Annotated in this window: 15 protein-coding genes; 14 read left to right on the forward strand and 1 reads right to left on the reverse strand. The window is 52.2% G+C overall.

Annotated features, from left to right (window positions below):
• Positions 1 to 16 precede the first annotated feature (16 nt).
• The 11 genes from H5P28_RS06005 (at position 17) to H5P28_RS06055 (ending at position 13,907) form a co-directional block, all read left to right on the forward strand.
• Positions 17 to 778: a prepilin-type N-terminal cleavage/methylation domain-containing protein gene (locus tag H5P28_RS06005; protein WP_185674809.1), complete on the forward strand. Its 762-nt coding sequence runs from the start codon at positions 17 to 19 to the stop codon at positions 776 to 778.
• Entirely contained in the window at positions 771 to 2,513 is a 1,743-nt protein-coding gene (locus H5P28_RS06010) for an alpha/beta hydrolase family protein (protein ID WP_185674810.1), read from the forward strand. Before H5P28_RS06005 ends, H5P28_RS06010 begins: the two co-directional genes overlap by 8 nt.
• Positions 2,500 to 4,101 (forward strand): glycoside hydrolase family 5 protein, encoded by a 1,602-nt coding sequence (locus tag H5P28_RS06015; protein WP_185674811.1) that lies wholly within the window; start codon positions 2,500 to 2,502, stop codon positions 4,099 to 4,101. Before H5P28_RS06010 ends, H5P28_RS06015 begins: the two co-directional genes overlap by 14 nt.
• Positions 4,102 to 4,126: 25 nt before the next feature.
• Positions 4,127 to 5,407 carry an alpha-L-fucosidase gene (locus H5P28_RS06020; RefSeq protein ID WP_221773368.1) on the forward strand — a complete coding sequence of 427 codons (1,281 nt, stop codon included), beginning with the start codon at positions 4,127 to 4,129 and terminating at the stop codon, positions 5,405 to 5,407.
• 41 nt (positions 5,408 to 5,448) lie between these two features.
• Complete coding sequence (locus tag H5P28_RS06025) at positions 5,449 to 7,056, forward strand: glycoside hydrolase family 36 protein (protein ID WP_185674813.1); 1,608 nt, start codon at positions 5,449 to 5,451, stop codon at positions 7,054 to 7,056.
• Positions 7,057 to 7,170: 114 nt separating this feature from the next.
• Complete coding sequence (locus H5P28_RS06030; protein WP_221773369.1) at positions 7,171 to 8,616, forward strand: MFS transporter; 1,446 nt, start codon at positions 7,171 to 7,173, stop codon at positions 8,614 to 8,616.
• A 33-nt stretch (positions 8,617 to 8,649) separates the two neighbouring features.
• Complete coding sequence (locus tag H5P28_RS06035) at positions 8,650 to 10,122, forward strand: ADP-ribosylglycohydrolase family protein (RefSeq protein ID WP_185674814.1); 1,473 nt, start codon at positions 8,650 to 8,652, stop codon at positions 10,120 to 10,122.
• A gap of 38 nt (positions 10,123 to 10,160) precedes the next feature.
• Positions 10,161 to 11,348 (forward strand): hypothetical protein, encoded by a 1,188-nt coding sequence (locus H5P28_RS06040; RefSeq protein ID WP_185674815.1) that lies wholly within the window; start codon positions 10,161 to 10,163, stop codon positions 11,346 to 11,348.
• A 79-nt stretch (positions 11,349 to 11,427) separates the two neighbouring features.
• The gene (locus H5P28_RS06045; RefSeq protein WP_185674816.1) at positions 11,428 to 12,357 is read left to right on the forward strand and encodes a hypothetical protein; all 930 of its coding nucleotides are present in this window, start codon (positions 11,428 to 11,430) and stop codon (positions 12,355 to 12,357) included.
• Between the two features lie 15 nt (positions 12,358 to 12,372).
• Positions 12,373 to 12,747 carry a hypothetical protein gene (locus H5P28_RS06050; RefSeq protein ID WP_185674817.1) on the forward strand — a complete coding sequence of 125 codons (375 nt, stop codon included), beginning with the start codon at positions 12,373 to 12,375 and terminating at the stop codon, positions 12,745 to 12,747.
• 41 nt (positions 12,748 to 12,788) lie between these two features.
• Positions 12,789 to 13,907 carry an integrase core domain-containing protein gene (locus H5P28_RS06055; protein ID WP_185674818.1) on the forward strand — a complete coding sequence of 373 codons (1,119 nt, stop codon included), beginning with the start codon at positions 12,789 to 12,791 and terminating at the stop codon, positions 13,905 to 13,907.
• A 491-nt stretch (positions 13,908 to 14,398) separates the two neighbouring features.
• Here H5P28_RS06055 and H5P28_RS06060 read toward each other — a convergent pair whose 3' ends face one another.
• A complete protein-coding gene (locus tag H5P28_RS06060; protein WP_185674819.1) occupies positions 14,399 to 16,237 on the reverse strand; it encodes a DUF262 domain-containing protein in 1,839 nt (612 codons plus the stop codon).
• Positions 16,238 to 16,386: 149 nt separating this feature from the next.
• Here H5P28_RS06060 and H5P28_RS06065 point away from each other — a divergent pair, with 149 nt between their 5' ends.
• Genes H5P28_RS06065 through H5P28_RS06075 form a run of 3 tightly spaced genes read left to right on the forward strand, consistent with a single transcriptional unit; the run spans position 16,387 to position 18,192 of the window.
• Positions 16,387 to 16,959, forward strand: coding sequence for a hypothetical protein (locus tag H5P28_RS06065; protein WP_185674820.1), 573 nt, complete (start codon positions 16,387 to 16,389; stop codon positions 16,957 to 16,959).
• Between the two features lie 58 nt (positions 16,960 to 17,017).
• Entirely contained in the window at positions 17,018 to 17,284 is a 267-nt protein-coding gene (locus tag H5P28_RS06070; RefSeq protein WP_185673679.1) for a transposase, read from the forward strand.
• Positions 17,278 to 18,192: an IS3 family transposase gene (locus H5P28_RS06075; RefSeq protein ID WP_185673678.1), complete on the forward strand. Its 915-nt coding sequence runs from the start codon at positions 17,278 to 17,280 to the stop codon at positions 18,190 to 18,192. The genes H5P28_RS06070 and H5P28_RS06075 overlap by 7 nt, the downstream gene beginning before the upstream one ends.
• Positions 18,193 to 18,244 lie beyond the last annotated feature (52 nt).

Raw genomic sequence — 18,244 nt, forward strand, 5'->3', positions numbered from 1 at the left:
TGACTAAGTCGAGGGCATGAAATTACCCCTTCATGTTAATAGATCAAAACTCTCTTCCGCCCGGGGGATTACACTGGTTGAAGTGATTGTTGTCATTGCCATTGTGGCAGTTCTGACCGGTATCCTGATTGCCGGGGTCGGAAGGATCAAGGAGTCGGCTAATGCGTCGAAGTGTTTGGCAAATTTAAGGCAAATCGGAGTCGCCTCTGCTCTTTATTGTGTGGATCATAATCAGCGTTTGGTTCCAATCGTTGGTCGCCTGCCGGAAAGTAGCTATCATAAAACATGGCGAGTACATCTGGAGCCCTATTTGCCTGATCAAACTGCGGAAGGTAAGGGAGTTTTCTGGTGTCCGTCTGGAGCCTATAACGAACCTACAAATTCAACAAAAGCATCAGGAACTCGACCCGCCTCATATGGGATTAATAATTACATTGGATTGCACTCCGTTTCCGTGGCCCAGGAGTCTGCTTTTATCTCTGATGTTAAAAACCCCACTGGGACTATATTTGTGGCAGATATCGGACTTGTTGCCAACCTGGGGGATGATCCAAGTGATTGGGTTGATCGTGGAGAGAGCGTTGCGACTACTAGTTACGGTTATGCCAGATTTCCTGAAGATCCCTTATGGTCATCTGATCCATGGAATGTTTTTCCCCGGCATGGGGGGCATGTGAATGTGCTGTTTTATGATGGTCATGTCGGTAGCTTGGATGTCGTAACGGACATCATGGATGTGACAGTTGGAAGCCGTGAATGCATGTATGACAATGAGTAATTATTATTATAAAATAAGACTGTACATCCAAATGTTGGTAAGTGCCTTAAGTGTTGCATTTGGCTGCTACCCGCTGTTGGCCGATGAGCCCGTTCTGGACGGTTTTTGGGATATCGCCAACCCAATTGATAATCCATTCAATATAGATATGATTGCGGAACGTGATGCGGAAGGAGTGCGTACCACTGAGTTCTATATGGACGGTGAGCCGTTTAATGGAAAAGAGACCAGAATGTACGCCGTATATTCACGTCCGATCGAAGAGGGAAACTATCCCGCAGTGCTCAGAGTCCATGGGAGCAGTTTGGATAAGTTGCCGGTCGAGGTGTCTGAATATTATGCTCAAAATGGCTTCGCGTGCTTGCAGGTCGATTGGGAGTATCCCTCGGATAAGCGTCCGGGGCTCCAGTCGTCCTATGTTGCGGAAGGTCGTATGACGACGGCGAACTATGAAGCGATTGACCCTGCTGTGGATGTCATGCGTAACGCTATTCTTTTTTTGCGGAGAGGATTGCAGTTCTTACGTAGTCGCTCGGAGGTGAATGCGGATGAAATATGCGTGTCCGGAGTTTCGGTGGGCGGGCAACTTACGCTGATACTGCTGGGAATCGAGCCGGAGATCCGGGCGGCCTCGGTCAAATATGGTTCCATTAGTGGCTACCCAGGCAGCTATTTTGGGGGTATCTACGAGGCTTTGAATCGTGTTAATGATGCCGACTACAAAGCTTACTGGTTGGAACGGATGGATTCGGCGAATTATTTGGAGAACTATAATGCGGAGGTGCTGATTATTTCGGGGACCGATGACGTCTTTTACTGGATGCCGACTGTCCTCGAAACATGGAGGCGCATTCCGACGGAGAAACGACTGCTGATGTGGCCCAGTGTGAACCACCGTTTCATTAATGATGAAACGGTCCCATTGGCTTACTTCATGTCCGTTCTAGGGCTGGAAAAACCATGGCCGGAGATTTCTAGTTTTCGTGCTCTTCGCACAGATAACGGTAATCGCTTTGAGATAGAAGTGGAGCCTGGATGTGAGGTAGAACGTGTTACCGTCATCTATAAAACTGACTCGAGGGATCGTTTCCGTTTTCAGCGCGATTGGAAGACGCTGAATGCTAGAATGGCGGGCAATACCTGGGTGGCTCATTCTGGGCAGCCCTTGACGCGGGATGGACAGTTGGTGGCGTATGCGATGATTACGGATGCGAATGGGCGTCAGTCCTGTTCTGATACGGTCGAGATTCCTGAATTGCCGGTGTGGCGTGATTTTACGGCGACATCGGGTCTTGTCCATGTGCCAGAGGAAGACCACTTCAACTACCGCGGCGAGTTTGAGGAGGACCATCGGAGTTTTCGCTATAGCGGGAACGCGCACCGCGACGCTTCCGGGGCATACGCGTGGCAAGGCAACGGGGCGGCGGTCATCCCCGCGGATGCTGACAGCAAATTCGTGTTTTACGGAGTGCCCGGGGTGAGTGAGAAACACTTCCGTCTGCACGGCATGGCCAGAAGCATGAGTGGCGATTCTGGGACATTGAATGTAAGCATTCAGTGGAACGATCAGAACCGTACGCTCCAAGATTTTAGTCAGAAGCTGACCCAGAATTATCAGCCTTTTAATATCGAGGGTGAGGTTCCGCATGGAGCTTGCGCCGGGACGCTTGTCATCCAGTCATCTGAAGATGGTGCTGTCATTGATAATATTCAGTCGAGTTATGATCATTTTTAATGATAGATACGCTATATTGGTTTTGATCCCTTTTTGCGTTGCTATGTCGATCGTGCTGAGGGCCGAATCTAGTGGCCCGCAAAGCGTAGATATCTTCAATGATGAAATCCCTTTGCAATGGGAACTGTATGACGACGGGTGCCGTGTGATCGGTGAGAATGGACACAGGTTGCTTGAAGTCGTCACTACGGACGTTTTCTCAGATAATTGGGCTATGGCTGACCTCAATGCATTTGATGGCTTTGAGGGGAAGGCTCTACGTGTGCGCGGAGAGATTCGTTGTGAGCAGTTAGCGCGTGAAAATAGCACCTACCGATGGGCTGGTGCTAAGCTTGTCGTGGTGCAGGAAAGCACTAATGGGGAGCGGGAGTCATCAACGCTTGCTAAGTATGGTACGACGCAATGGGAGCCGGTTGAGGAAATATTTTTTTTGGATCCGGGAAGCGAGTTGACGGTCATGATCGGAATTGAGGGAGCGAGTGGAAGCGCTTGGTTCCGGAACTTTAATCTAGCGCTTATCGACGCTACGGACGTTTACCCGGCAGCTGGAAGCAACATCACTCAAGCCGCCTATTCCGAGTCCGTCGAATCAATGCCGCATCGGCGCGGGTTTATGTCACCCTCGACTTTCACGGAAGCCTTCTTTGGCAAGGATATGCCCGAGATGAAGCGTTGGGGGGCGAATCTGCTCCGTTTGCAACTCATTCGGAACTGGAATCAGGCTGACAGCGATCAATCGGTGGAGGAGTATCTTCTGTGGGTCCGCCAACGTGTCCCCGATATTTTGCGTGTTTTGGACCTGGCGGACGAGTTGGATATGCAGGTTGTGCTGGATTTGCATGTCCCTCCCGGTGGTCGTCGTAGACCGGGCGGTGAGATGAACCTTTTTCATGAGAAGAAATTCGCCGAGGCCTTTCTTGACGCGTGGAAGGTGCTTGCGACCTCAGTGGCCGGGCATCCGGCGTTGTACGGCTATGACCTTTTGAATGAGCCATACCAGAAGGTGGTACCTGCGGACGAGGTTGATTATTTGGAGTTGCAATACCGCGCAGCACAGATGGTGAGAGAGATCGACAAAGAGACACCGATTATAATCGAGTCCAATCTAAACGCATCACCAAAGACATTTAGGTACCTCAAGCCTCTTCCGCTTGAGGATATTATCTATCAGGTTCACATGTATGAGCCTGCTCTTTATACTCACCAGGGGGTCGGCGGAAATCCGTTGCTTGAGGCGGCCTATCCGGGAACTTTGCCTGCAGGGTTTTACGAAAAAAACGAGTATTTTGACCGCAGGAAACTGAAGGAGGTCTTACAACCCGTTCGGGATTTTCAGCTTAAATACGGCGCGAAAATCTATGTGGGAGAATTCTCTACTGCGCGCTGGTCCAAGGGCGGCGAGCGGTACTTGGAGGACTGTATCTCCATCTTCGAAGAGTACGGTTGGGATTGGAGCTACCATGCGTTTCGCGAGTGGGACGGATGGAGCCTTGAGCACGCTGATGAGAAGGAGGATCGAAAGCGATCTGAGTCTGATACGGACAGGAAAAAAGTGCTCCTGCAGGCACTCGAGAGAAATAGCCAATAGCGTTTACTTTAATGCGATGAGTGTGATGAATAAAGGTGATGTCAGATGGTTTACGCAAGCCCGCTTTGGATTGTTTATCCACTGGGGGCTATACTCAATGCCAGCAAGGCATGAATGGATACGGTATAAGGAGGAGATTACGGACGAGGATTATCGGACCTACTTTGACCTCTTTAATCCAGATCTTTTTCAACCGGAGCAATGGGCGGAGCTGGCAAGAAGAGCCGGGATGAAATACGTCATCATTACGGCAAAGCACCACGAGGGTTTTTGTCTGTGGGACAGCCAGTACACCGATTATAAGGCGACGAATACCGTCCAGAGACGCGATCTTTTACGCGAGATCATTGACGCCTTCCGGCGAGTGGGGATACGCATCGGAATTTATTATTCACTGATAGACTGGCATCATCCGGATTTTACGGTGGACCGGATTCACCCCTATCGGGAGAAGGTTAACTGGGCCGTGTGTAATCAAGTGCGCCACATGCCAACGTATGCACAATACATGCGCGACCAAGTGACAGAACTACTGACCTGTTACGGCGATATCGATATCCTGTGGTTCGATTTCAGCTACAATCAGCAAGCAGGTGGGAAGGGGAGAGACGATTGGGAGTCGGAAAAACTGGTCAATCATGTGCGGAGCCTCCGACCGAATATTATCATTGATAACCGTTTGGATTTGCCGGGATCGGGGGATATCATGACTCCCGAGCAGTACACGCCGGATGAACCGATAGTCGGCGATGACGGTAAGCCTACGGTATGGGAGGGATGCCAGACCTTTTCTGGGTCATGGGGATATTTTCGCGATGAGACAAACTGGAAAAGCGTGAAGATGTGCATCGAGATGCTGGTGCGTCATGTGTCATGCGGGGGGAACCTGTTGCTCAATGTCGGTCCGACCTCGCGCGGCGAGATCGATCCTCGCGCGACGCATGCGCTGAACGGTATTGCTAAGTGGATGCATCATCATTCGCAATCAATATACGGATGCGGGCCCGCCCCCATTGAGTTCATCGTGCCCCCGGATTGTCGCTACACGTGGAATTTCCAAACTGGCAAGCTGTATCTACACTGTTTTGCGTGGCCGTTTAAACACCTGCATCTTCGCGGGATGAGGGGGCGTGTCAAGTATGCGCAACTCATGGTTGACGGAAGTGAGATCATACGGCGAACGTCCGACAGCCAAGTGCACGCACACTTGAGCAGCGCGACGCCAGAGGGGGCGGTTACGTTGGAATTGCCGACATGCCTGCCGTTTGAGTGTGAGGTTCCCGTTATAGAGATCACAATCACGTGATCCTTATAATGCTATATATTAATTGGAGTATTTTTGTTGTTATGAATGCTGATTGGACCCGTGCGAGCACCTGCTATCGGCGTGAGTTTAGCCTTAACCTTCCATCCTCTGCCAATACGATCTATCGTTCGGCCAATAATATGTCGCCGTTATGGGCAGGGTCGGTTTTATTTTCTCCGGGGTCCTCTGACGGGGATTTTCCCAGTCAGGACGTTATTGTGGTTGGGGATGCACAAACCGACCAGTACGTGCTGGCGGGAGCTGTCACCTGCATACGGTCGCAGACGTATTTCACGCTTAAGAAGCGCAATACGCGCTTTGTGTGCATTGAAGTAGTTCAGCCATCTGTTGCGGATGAGGGAGAGCCGGAGGAAATTATCGTACTCACAGGTAATGACTGGAGGATGCTTTTGATTGAGTATGCTGAGAGAGTGGCAGAGAGGCTGCAACTTCCCTCCTTTGAGAGCCGCGAGAATCTGTATGGCTATTGCTCCTGGTACTATCACTTTGAGAATGTAACAGAAGAGCTGTTTCTCTCCGACGTGAAATCGATTATGGCTCGTCCAGAATTGCCTTTTTCCCGGGGGATTGCTCAGGTTGATGCAGGATATTTCCCCTATCATGGGGATTGGCTGGAGAGAAAGCAAACTTGGCCGTCTACCCTCTCAGAGGTGGCACGAAGGGTATCCGAGTCAGGACTGATTCCTGGCATATGGGTTGCCCCCATGATCGCATCGAGTGCCAGCCGTGTTTTTCGCGAGCATCCCGAATGGTTTGTCTGCGGCAAGGACGGCCAAGTACTTTTGTTTAGTGGTTGGAGTTCCCCGCCTGATCATCAGTGGGCTTGCCTAGACGGTAGCCATCCAGATGCGCTTACCTATGTCGCCGAGGTTTTCAGGTCCATGTGGGACTGGGGGTTTCGCTACTTCAAGCTGGATGCACTCGGCTATGGGTTGGCCGACGGGATGCGATACGATTCCACGGAAACACCGGTCAGCGCGTTTAGAACGGTCATGCGGAAGATCCGTGAAGTCATTCCTCATGCGCACATCCTTGCGTGCAGTGCGCCGTTTTTGCCGGTCTTGGGGTTTGTGGACAGTTGCCGGATCGGATGTGATACGGGAACACACTGGGATTCTGACTACAGCCCTAAAAACTGCGACCGTCATCCGGGGCGTCCAGGAATAGCCAATGCCTGGCATGACACCATCGCAAACTGGTGGATGGTTGATCGATGGTACCGTGCCGATCCCGACGTTGTCATGGCTCGCCAGAACAAGGCGAACTATACGATTGGCGAGGCTCGTATTTCTGCCGTGGCTTCTATTCTGACCGGGATTGTCTTTACGAGCGACAATTTGAACTTAGTAGATCAAGATCGTTTGCATATTTTGCGGGTGGCTTCCGCCTGCCGCATGCAAGAGCCTCTTCCTCTCGATTGGAATCCGGATCGATGGCCGAATGTTTTTGGAGGGAAAATCGATGGTAAGCCAGCGGTGGCGTTTGTGAATGATTGCGAAACCGAACTGACATTTCGCTTTGAGGATTATGGGTTACCTTCGATGGTGACGGAACTGTTGAACGGATATGGACCTGTCTGTGATTATATAACAGTACCATCCCATGATGCGGCATTGGTTCGTGGCTAGGCTGTGCAAGCTACTGAGGCCGTGATGGTGTAGCTGTCCGCTTATCTGGCCGTTCTGATTCAAGGACAGCACAGATAAGCTACTGTCTGAATGTATATGATTTTTTCTGTAGATATGAAACGCTTACGGTTATTTTCGATTTTCCGATCCAAGGTTTCTTTACAAGATCGTGTCCCGATTGGTCAGAAAATCGCGTACGGTTTGGGCGGACCTGTCGAAGGAGCTGCAATATGGATTCCAAGCACTTATTTGACTCCTGTGTTCAACATTGGACTAGGACTCAACCCCGGTTTACTTGGCCTGATTGTCATGATTTGGCGGGCGTGGGATGCGATTACGGACCCTGTCGTCGGGAATATTTCCGACAATGCGCGGACGCGTTGGGGCAGACGAAGACCGTTCATCGTGGTCGGTGCGGTTTTGACCGGAGTGTTGTTGCCCGTTATGTGGTGGGCACCTCGGGGGATGCCAGAGGGCATGACCTTTGTTTGGCTTCTTGTCGCTGGCCTGTTATTTTATACATGTTTTACGCTTTGGTCGATGCCATACTATAGTCTCCAACTGGAGATGACACCGGATTATGATGAGCGCACAAGCATTACGAGCTATCGGGCTTTTCCTCAGAAGATACTACTGCTGTTGAACGGTTGGATTTTGGCCTTTGTATCAATGCCGGTTTGGGGAATCAATGCTGATGGAACTCCTGACATTGTCAACGGAATGCGCTACCTGAGCTTGATATTGGCGACATGCACAATCCTGCTCGGCGTCCTTCCGGGTATCTTTGTCAAGGAGCGCTACTATGCCAAGGAAAGCAGCAAGCAGGAGAAGCAAAAGTTGATCTCTGGCCTGAAAATTACCCTGACAACTAGGCCATTTATCTTGGTACTTATAATCGTGATCACCAAGACCTTTGGAATTGGATTAGTGGGAACGCTGGGTTTCTACGTTAATGCCTATTATGTATGTGAAGGCAATGTTAAATTGGCGGCAATGATTATGGGGGTAAGCGGGACCCTGATGTTTGCTCCCAATCTTATTGCGATTCCTGTTTGCACATGGATTGCTACCCGTTACGGAAAACGATTTATGCTTTACCTTACCGCCATAACCGGACTCGTCGGTTATCTCTCTGTCTATATTTTCTACACCCCGTCGAATCCGTGGCTCCAGATTATTCCTTCCATTTTGATCGGTCCACTGGGGATTGGATTATGGTTAATTGTTCCTGCCATGCAGGCCGATGTGGCCGACTACGATGAGTTGATAACCGGGAAGCGGAGAGAGGGCAGTTTCTCCGCTGTGTTTTCTTTGACAACTAAAGTCTCTAGCGCCTTATGCAGTGGCTTGGGTGGGGTTGTTCTCGTGTGGACGGGATTCGATGTTGAGTTGGGAATGAGTCAGCCTGATCATGTTTTAGTTACTATGCTAAATTTATATGTAATTATACCCGTCGTTTTTCTTGTGTTGAATATAATTTGTATAGGTTATTACACCCTTACCAGGGAAAAAATGGCGGAAATTCGTCAGGAATTGGAACAGAGACGTGGAGTTATATGAGATTAATAACTCTGTTTTACAGGAAGTATGGAAATGAGTGATAGTATTTCGAGATATCGTGAGAGAGTTGTTGGCTGTTGGCTTGGAAAAGCTGTTGGTGGTACATTGGGCATGCCTTACGAGGGATGCTCGGGTCCGCTTGACCTGACGTTCTACCGTCCCGTGCCGAATACCATGTTGCCAAACGACGACTTGGATTTACAGGTGCTCTGGGCTTGTTTACTGAATGCGCAGGACCATCCTCGGGTCAGTTCCGACCTGTTTGTCAAGGGCTGGCGCGAGCACATCAATTTTCCTTGGGACGAGTATGGAGTGTGCAAGCGGAACCTTAGGAACGGAATTCTGCCACCGTTGAGTGGAAGCTTCGACAACTGGTTCGCCAACGGCATGGGCGCGGCCATTCGCAGTGAGCTATGGGCTTGCTTGGCTCCAGGGAATCCAACTCTTGCGGCTGCTTACGCACGAGAGGATGCCTGTCTCGACCATGCGGGTGAGGGACTATGGGCCGAAGTCTGGTTGGCCGCTATGCAGAGCGCGGCTTTTGTCGAAAGCGACATCCATAAGGTCATCGCTATCGGCTTCGAGCACATCCCGGAGGGCACACAGCTACGCCGTTCAATCGAGGACACCCAGCGTTGGTGGAATGAGAGTCACGATTGGAAAAGGGTCCGGGGGAAAATCCTAGAAAACTACGGACATGAAAATTTTACCAACGTAACAGAAAATCTCGCTTTTATCTACTTGGCGTTGCTTGATGGAAGGGGAGATTTTAGCCGAAGCATCTGCACAGCAGCTAACTGCGGTAAAGACACCGACTGCACTGCGGCGACTGTCGGTGCCCTTCTTGGGATCATGGCTCCTGAGTCGATCAGTGAAGACTGGTTACGTCCAATTGGCCGTAATCTTGTGCTCAGTCCAGAGATTACGGGAATCAAGCCGCCGGATTCGTTGGACACCTTTACTGATATGGTGATTAACTTGCGTGAACGTCTCAGAGGAAAGATAGCGGTTCGTGCGGATGCCCTTGGACTACCCCGAGACATGTCAATTCCGGCTCGTGTTGGATGTGCTGATTCCGATTGGTTTGGGCATGGTTGGCAGATTGGGAGACCTCTCGATTTGATAATACCGCCGATGAAGAGTATCCGCTTCGAGGGCTCGTTTGTGACAATGGATTCCAAGGCTTTCGACAAGGGGGCTGTTTTTGTCGAATACCGTTTTATCCTCAAGCGTACGACTCACGCTCGCGTGATCTTCAATACGCATGAAAATTGTAGGGTGTTCCTGAACGGCAAGTATGTATTCGGGCGTGAAAGCGGACGTATGGCTCCGTCTCCCCATCGGATTCCTAACAATCAATCTATTGACGTTCGGTTGGATATCGGAGAGCACAAATTGCTTGCCGTTTTGAAGAAGCCTGAATCTTCAAGAAAGATGGAATGGGTCGTCGGAGTCAGCGATGGTGAGGATAACGATCAATGGATTCCAGATGTTTGGATACGCTAGTGATATATTTCCTGGCTTTTAGGTAATTTAATTTATCGATGACTTCACTACGCCATAGTCGCTTCTCGCGGCCCGAGGTTTTGGCGGTGATTCGGCCTGAAATGCTGCGTCGTTTTCTGACGCCCTATCAGTCCTATTTTCATGGCGGTGGATTTGATGTGGATTGCTTGAGTCATCGGGTAGGGCCAGTTGAGTTGGCGCATCTGTCGGACGTTCTGATGACTTCCGAGTTGGATATTCCTCCAGAGGTAGCGAATGCCCTCTACGCTGTCCACGAAGTGGCAGTAGAAGAGAACACAGAGCTCTTGGAAATGCTCGCGTCCTCGGAGGAGGTGCCTCTTGAGCCGGATTCGACGTTGCTGGAGCTTGCGCTCAGCCTGTGGATGAGCGCTCCGAAGGCGCTCAAGTGGATTCACCAGCATCAGTCCTGCGAGCGTAAGCGCTCTTTCGAGTATTTCAGTACGGCGGGAGATGCTTCGTCTGATTTTTCTCTGAGTGCGGAAGGGATTCGTCAGTTGGAGCAAAGTCTGTCCTATTACTTCAAAAAGAAGGACTGGGGCCACGGCTGCCGGATCAATCATCGTCCACAGTCGAATGAGCATTGGTTCTTAGTCAGTCACGGCGAGCGCTACAAGCGACAGGCGACATGGGAGGAGGGTCGGATGGGTACAATTGGCTTCCGGCCAGAGCGGTATGACCTCATCATCTACGATGCCCTGACGGAGGAATTGTGCGTCAATGCGCAGACGCCTACGCAGCGCGAGCACTACCGCAAGCTGTTTGGTTTCTATCTGTTTGGTCAGGAGAACTGTTTTCCAGGTCGCAGCAAATACACGCTTGAGCCTTTATTACGCGACGGTGCGACTGCGTTGTTTACGGGCGACATCCCTGAAATCGAATCAGCTCGCCTGTGTGAATTGAGCTATGTTATTGATGGAAATTACGAGGAGGTCATCACCCATAAGGCGTATGATGTCTTTGCCTCAATGAAGCAGCACCGGGAGTACATCCCACCGGGTGCTCGTTTGTTAAAAGCGACCTTCAAGCTCCGCTATACCGCGCAGTCGAAAGAGCGCACACTAACGCTGAAGCCGTCCAACGTGGCGCTCTACACGCGCGACGGTGACGGACCAATATTGGAAAAGTGGCTGAAGCGGCGGGAATTTGTAGTTCGAGACCGGGTGAAGGGTCATGAGCAGTGCGAGCATGTTTTGGCGGTCGGTTGAGGAGATCGGTTCCGGGGCTCGGGACGACGCGCTGAGACACTATCTGAGCGAAAATTATGAGCGTCTACGCCCGTATCTAATGCCTTGTTCGGGCCTGACGAAGTCTATCGCCTGTGAGCGAACGCAAGAGGGCCATTACTGCAAATACCGGGTTGCGGATGTGCCAGAGGAGGACGGGACCTACGCCGCGATGTGCGACGAGCATTTTTGCCCGACGAAGTTCTATAAACGACCGGAATTGGTACGTTACACGATCAATCCGCAGATACTGCTTCCGGCTATCGCCCGTTGTCTGGGGCTGCATCCGCAGATGAACTCTATTTTGGATGATGTATGGAGTTTGGGGCAAGTCCCCGGAACGCCGACCGTGGCTCAGGTGCTGTTTACGCGGGTCAAGGACGAGCACGCCATGAGGCGAGTCCTTCACTCGCTGATCGTGGAGGGAATTTCCCGCTTTGTTCTGGTGACGCCGACGGCCCGTTATTGCATGGGCGGGTATTGTGCGTCTTTGCTCTCGCGGATGGAGCGGCAGGTCCTTCCTCTGGAGGAAGTCACAGAGATGAACGGTCACGAGCCGATTCTGACCGAAACCGGACGTGTGCGCTGGCAAAAGGTGAAGGAAATCGTCGGAGGGGTTACTGTGCTGGGATCCACGTTTCCGACACCTCCGGGTTCCGCTTGGCACGACCTCTCGATCGTGTTTCGGGACGGCCATACGGTGACGGCTTCCATCGGCTCCGTCCGGGAAACCTACACTTTTCAGGACATGGGGATGGTTAACCGGAACACGCTCACCCCGGATGAGCAATGGCAATTACTCTACCACTTTGCCGAGGAGATGGGCGTTTTTACGTGGAGAAGTCAGCACGCCGATCATCGTAACAAGAAGCGCAAAGGGCGCTTGGCTTCGCGTCTGAGGGCGTTCTTTGGGATTCCAGGGAATCCCTTTGCCTACCGCAGGGAAGATGGCGGATGGGAAGCTGTTTTTAACATTCGTATCGAATCATAATCAAAGAACAGAAACATGGACATCGACAAGGAACTGAAACGTATCGAGCAACAGAAGAAGGATCTGCAAAAGCAGAGACAGCAACTACTTGAGCAGAAGAGAACGCGGAGGGCTGCACTCTCCAAGCTTAAGACGCTCGTCAAGCAGAGCGGCTTTGACACGCCGAAGGCGCTCGTTGAGGCGTTGGTTGATATGTATGATATCCACCTTGAGCGGGAATGTGGCGCTTCTCCTGCCAAACGACGCAAACATACCAAAATGACGGCTGAATTACGCGACCAGATCCGGGCGATGCTGAAAGGCCAGTCTATGAACCAGGTTTCGAAGGAATTGCAGATCAGCTACGCCGTCATCGCTAAGGTCGCCAACGGGGCTTACGACATGCTGTAGTCGGCTGCGGTATATGCACTATTAATTCATACTGAGAAGATTTGAAACAACAAGCCTACCTATTGCTGACGATGATGGCTGGCTGGATGAACCGTCATCAGCAGCAAGTCATTGAGTATTTGGTCGAGGAGAACCGTATTCTCCGCGAACAACTCGACATCCACACCAAGGGCAAACGCATCCGATTCAACGCGAACCAACGCAGGCGCTTAGCTGAGAAAGGTCGTTGCCTGGGGCGTAAGATGCTGATGAAGATCGCGACGCTCGTGACACCGGAGACGATCTATCGCTGGCATCGTCAGTTTGTCGCGATGGCCTATGCTCCAAAGGGAAGGGATCATTCCGTTGTCCATACTCGGCGGGTCGAGCGCAATGCGCTCATTATCAAACTGGCGGTTGAGAACTCTGGCTGGGGATACACACGCATCCAAGGGGTGATGCAGAATTTGGGTTATCCCAAGTTGAGCACGTCGACTATCGGGGAGGTGCTGCGTGAGGCAGGTATTCGCCCGTCGCCGGAGCGCAGCAGTCGCTTGGATTGGAAGACATTCATTCGTGTTCATGCCGATCAGCTTGCGGCCACTGACTTCTTCATGGTGCCGGTGTGGACTTTGCGCGGCTTGGCCATGTATCGGGTGCATTTCGTGATCGACCTACTGACACGCAAGGTGGAGATCACGCACATCGGTTGCCAATACTCGGGCGCGTTGATGCTTCAGATTGCCCGGAACCTGACGGATGCTTTCGAGGGATTCCTGACTGGAAAAAAGTACCTGCTGCACGATCGGGATACTCTCTTTACAAATGCGTTCCGTGAGTTGTTGCGCAGTAGTGGCACTATCCCTTTCAGGCTGCCTGTGTGCATGCCGATGATGAACGGTTATGCCGAGTGCTTCGTCAAGTCGATCAAGCGTGAGTGCCTGAATAAGATGATTTTCTTCAGCGAGGATGCTCTGCGGAAAGCTATCAGCGAATACGTGCTGCATTACCATCATGAAAGGCCGCATCAAGGCCGTGACAACCAGATCATTGAACCGGACGTGGAAACCTTTCGCAATCAGGGCCCGATCCGAAAAATCGCACACCTCGGTGGACTCCTGAATCACTACTATCGCGATCCATTACCGAAAATTGAGGAAGAGGAGGGTAGGGCCGCATGAGCTTTTCCGGTAGTTACTTTTCTTCAAAAAATGCCCGAGTTCGATGCTCGGGAGACTCCTTTCCCATCGACTCATATGCCCTGAATTGGCAAAATCATGGGCATATGATTTCGCCCTCCAACCTGCAAACGAAAGGACTTCTGGCACGCGCAAGTGACTGAGTGATGTGCGTCAATGCGACTGCGTGCAACGCTACTGATTTAATTACGCCTTAACTCAAAAATAAATGAAGTCGCTCTTCGCTGGTAATCAGCGACTTACGAGATTGAGTCCGCGTCCCGCCACCTCCAATTTTTATTTGTCCCAAATGGCTATTATTACGCAAGTTGCGTAATATAAATGCCTTAATTCGCGACAGAAACCCTGTCCGAATACCCCTCAATACGACTCAAATCCCCCATTTTGCCTTAACTGGCTTTAACTGAGCGTTAACCGGGGACAGGTTTTTGAGTGGGGCTTCAGCTTCCAGTGCCCCCGTCGCCAGATGTTCGCTATGCCTCCAGATGCGTGGTGCTCCAGATTTCCATGATGAGGCTCTGCAATAACTGCTGTCGCTGTTCAATGGCTTCGGCGTTCCATTCGTCGAAAGACTTCAGCTTCTGGTTCATCCGACTGATTGAGGAATTACTTCCAACCTGAGCGAGCGCAACCAAACTACGAGTCAGATAGTTCCCTGATTGGCGATAAAGCTCCTGCTTCTTCGCAAAAAAATCGTTTCCGGCCACGACGTTGTGGGGTTGTTCCAGCATGGTCAGATTACCCAAGCGATTCTTTTGTTCATCGTAGTCGATGCCGGGATTAGTTTGCTCAAAATGTGTGCGCAGGGCAGCAGACGGGTTGTTGGGCAGGATGTGCTCGATTTGTAAACCGGTGAAAGAGGCAAGTGGTGCTTCTGATCCTTGAAAAGCCGTCTCGACGTGCTGGGTGATCTTGGCGAGCAAGTAATTGCTGCGGTACTTCTGCATCGAGCCCAGCGTGTAGCGCCTGAGCGCGTCGTCTAATTGTCCTTCCAGCCGCTTCATTGCGGTGGCAAATTTGTCCTGAACCAGAGCGTCGAGTTGGCGCTTTTGTTCCACTATGTCATGCTCCGCGCAGATGGTGCGCAATTGGTCGGCCCAGAGCGAGAAATCTCGCTCCAACTGCTTTGTCGAGGTCTTTGTGAAGATGTAATAGAAGAGGAAGGACTCTAGCTGGCGAACGAGATGGTTGAACAGAGCTGCGGGAAGCGGGACCGCTGCGAGCAATAGAATGTAGTGCAGGCTGAATGCTGCGCCCGTCAGGCTGCGCAGGCCTTCCATCGCTTGGCTGGGGTTGCCGTGGTTGTCTCGCCCCTCTCGAAAGTTTAGGTAATGCTCCACGTTCCGTGTGATCTTGCGGATGAACTCGAAGGGCTTTTCCTCATACTCACAAATGCGAGCGTGTTCGCGCTTGGTGAACCAGGTGTAAATTTCGTCCTCGCGCACTACTGAGTCGTTCTTGCCCGACCGGCTCATCTCAAACTGATAGTTCGCCATGATGAAGTACCGGAGGAAACGCAGTGGCTTTTCTTTTTTCTTCTCCAGAGGCGCAGTGACCTTCTTCCACTCCATCTTCAGTCGGCTAAATTCGTTCTGATCGACCTGAGTGAAAAGCAGGTTTTTGAGCAGATCCATTGGGTTTAGCCCCACACCACGTTCGTTGATGGTCTCAAATATCTTCAGCGCATTGCTGACATCGGCCGATATCTGGATGAATACGACATTTGAGGCCAGATATCCCCAGAACTTTTTGAGTTCGGCCACTGTCGGATACTTCTCGCTCAGAGAGCGATGCAGCAGCGCATAGGCATCAAGAAGTCGGTTGAGAGAGCCAAAGTGGGGGATACCTTCAATATCAACCGCAGCGCGCGTCGTCTCTGGATCGGAGTCCTGCTTCGCAATGAGGGCGACAAGTTCACCAGCATGCTCGTAACGGGGCTCCAGCTTTAGGCGAGTCTCGATGTTGCCTTCGGGAGTCGTTCGCCGGGTGGTGAGGATGTCGCTGATTAAGCCGTGATGATCCTCTCCAGTTAGCCGGTTGCGTAACGCGCAGAGCATCAGGAAAAAGGTCGTCAGGCGCTGCTGCCCGTCGATCACTTCGTAGTGGTTGCGATCCCCCTCCACAGGGGCGACCAGGATCGTGCCAATGAAATACTCCGAGGTTGTTGAGCCGACTTGCTCGTCGATGTCATCGAGCAGCAATTGCACCTCCTTTTCCTGCCAAACATATTCCCGTTGATAATCCGGGACGATATAGAAGCAGTTCTTGAAGGCTTCCTCGATGGTGTACTTGTGGTTTTCAATCTTGGCCATACAGTAGAAAACAAAAGAGTTCGGATTATATCACGATGGATTGTTGCACAGGGTTTAACAATTCAAATCCATCTGCATCATTTGTCTTTCTATCTGAATTGCCACTTAGACCTATGATTGTCCACTCACTCTGGTAGAGTTAGAGTGAGATGGAAATACGAACCGCCTACCAATCGTATCGGAAGAAACCCTACGTCGCCCGTTGGTCGGAAAATGGCAAGAGCCGGAACCGGTTCTTCGCCACTGAGAAAGACCGGGCGCAATTCATCGAGAGCTTCCAACAGAACGCCACCCGTCAGGATGCCTCGATCCCGCTCATCGAGCCGCGCAAACTGATCCGCTGGCAGGAAGCGGTCAAACTCGATCCTGCCGCCGACCCGGTGGAGGTTTACCGCTTCTGGCTCCAGCGCAAACCGGCCCAGGCTCGTGAGATTCTGCTCTTGGATGCCAGTCGGGCCTACCTGCAAATGATGGTGGAAGTCGGTCGGGACGTGAATTACACCGGGCACGCCCGCAAGGCGCTGGAAGATTTCCGGGGAGGGGCAGGGGATAAGCCCATTCACACCTATGATGCCGAAGTGCTCCGGGAACACCTCTACGGGCTGCCCTATGCCGCCGTGACGATCCGCCACCGGCGCAGCCATTTGCTCTGCGCCTTCGCCTGGTGGGTGGAGCAGGGATGGCTTTCCGAAAACCCGGTTGAAAAGGTGAAACTGGCGTGACCTCCTAGAATCGTACCATTGCGTTTGAGACCCTGGCGGGTAGAACCCGACCAGAAGTATGAAACGAAAGAGATACACCGAAGAGCAAATCGTGGCGCTCCTGCGCGAGGCAGACGAAGGCCGCAGCGTGGACGATGTTTGCCGCGAGCACAATGTGAGCAAAGCGAGCTTCCATCGTTGGAAGAGCAAGTACGGACAGATGGAGCTGCGCGATGTGAAGCGTCTGAAGGAGCTTGAGCGCGAGAACGCCGAGCTGAAGAAACTGGTGGCCGACCAGCTTTTGAACATCAAAGTACTGGAGCAGGTAAACGCAAAAAAATGGTAAGCCCGGGGCACAAGCGCGAAGCGGTGCGCGAGGTGGCCGAGTCGGGAACGTGCTCGTTACGGGCCGCCTGTCGGTATCTTCGTCTGCACTGGTCGAGCTTCTGCTACCGGGCTAAAACCGCCACCGACAAGATGGTTCGCCTCGTGCGTGCGATCATCGCGGTGAGCCGGACCAACCCGCGCTACGGTTATCGTCGCGTACGAGCGCTGCTGGCCAACGAAGGCTGGCAGGTCAGCCGCAAGCTGGTACAAAAGGTACGCCGGGCTGAAGGGCTGGGCGTGAAGCCGCCGCGCCCCCGGCAACGGCGTCAGGGCAAGTCCACCGGCAAGATCCCGACCGCGGCGACGCATCCGCGGCACGTGTGGAGTTGGGACTTCGTGGCGGATCGCACCGACAATGGAGCGCCTCTGCGGGTGCTCAGTCTGATCGACGAGTTTACCCGCCAGTGCATCAGCCTGACGGTGGCTCGCGGGCTGAAGTCAGCCGACATCGTCGCGGCCTTGGACAAAGCCATCGCCAAGCACGGTGCTCCCGAGCACATCCGTTCCGACAACGGGCCGGAGTTTATCGCTACGGCGACCAAGGACTACCTGGAATCCAAACGCATCAAAACCCTCTACATCGAGCCGGGCTCGCCCTGGCAAAACCCTCACGTGGAGAGCTTCCACAACCGCCTGCAGGACGAGTGCCTCAAGCAGGAGTGGTTCCTCTCCCTGACCGAAGCGCGCGTCGTCATCGAAAACTGGCGACGCAAATACAACAGCCAGCATCCGCACAGCCGTTTGGGCTTTATATCCCCCGACGCCTTTGCCAAACTCTGGCATCAAACCAAGGCAGTGCTTGGCTCCGTTCGCCCTACGGGCTCACTGCACCAAGCACTCCCGCAAACCATAACCCAACCAACATAATCCTACCCAGCCAGCGTCTCATCGCTCTGGTACGAAAAGTGGGGGCCGACCA

Origin of the sequence: Ruficoccus amylovorans (assembly GCF_014230085.1) — a bacterium.
GTDB lineage: Bacteria > Verrucomicrobiota > Verrucomicrobiia > Opitutales > Cerasicoccaceae > Ruficoccus > Ruficoccus amylovorans.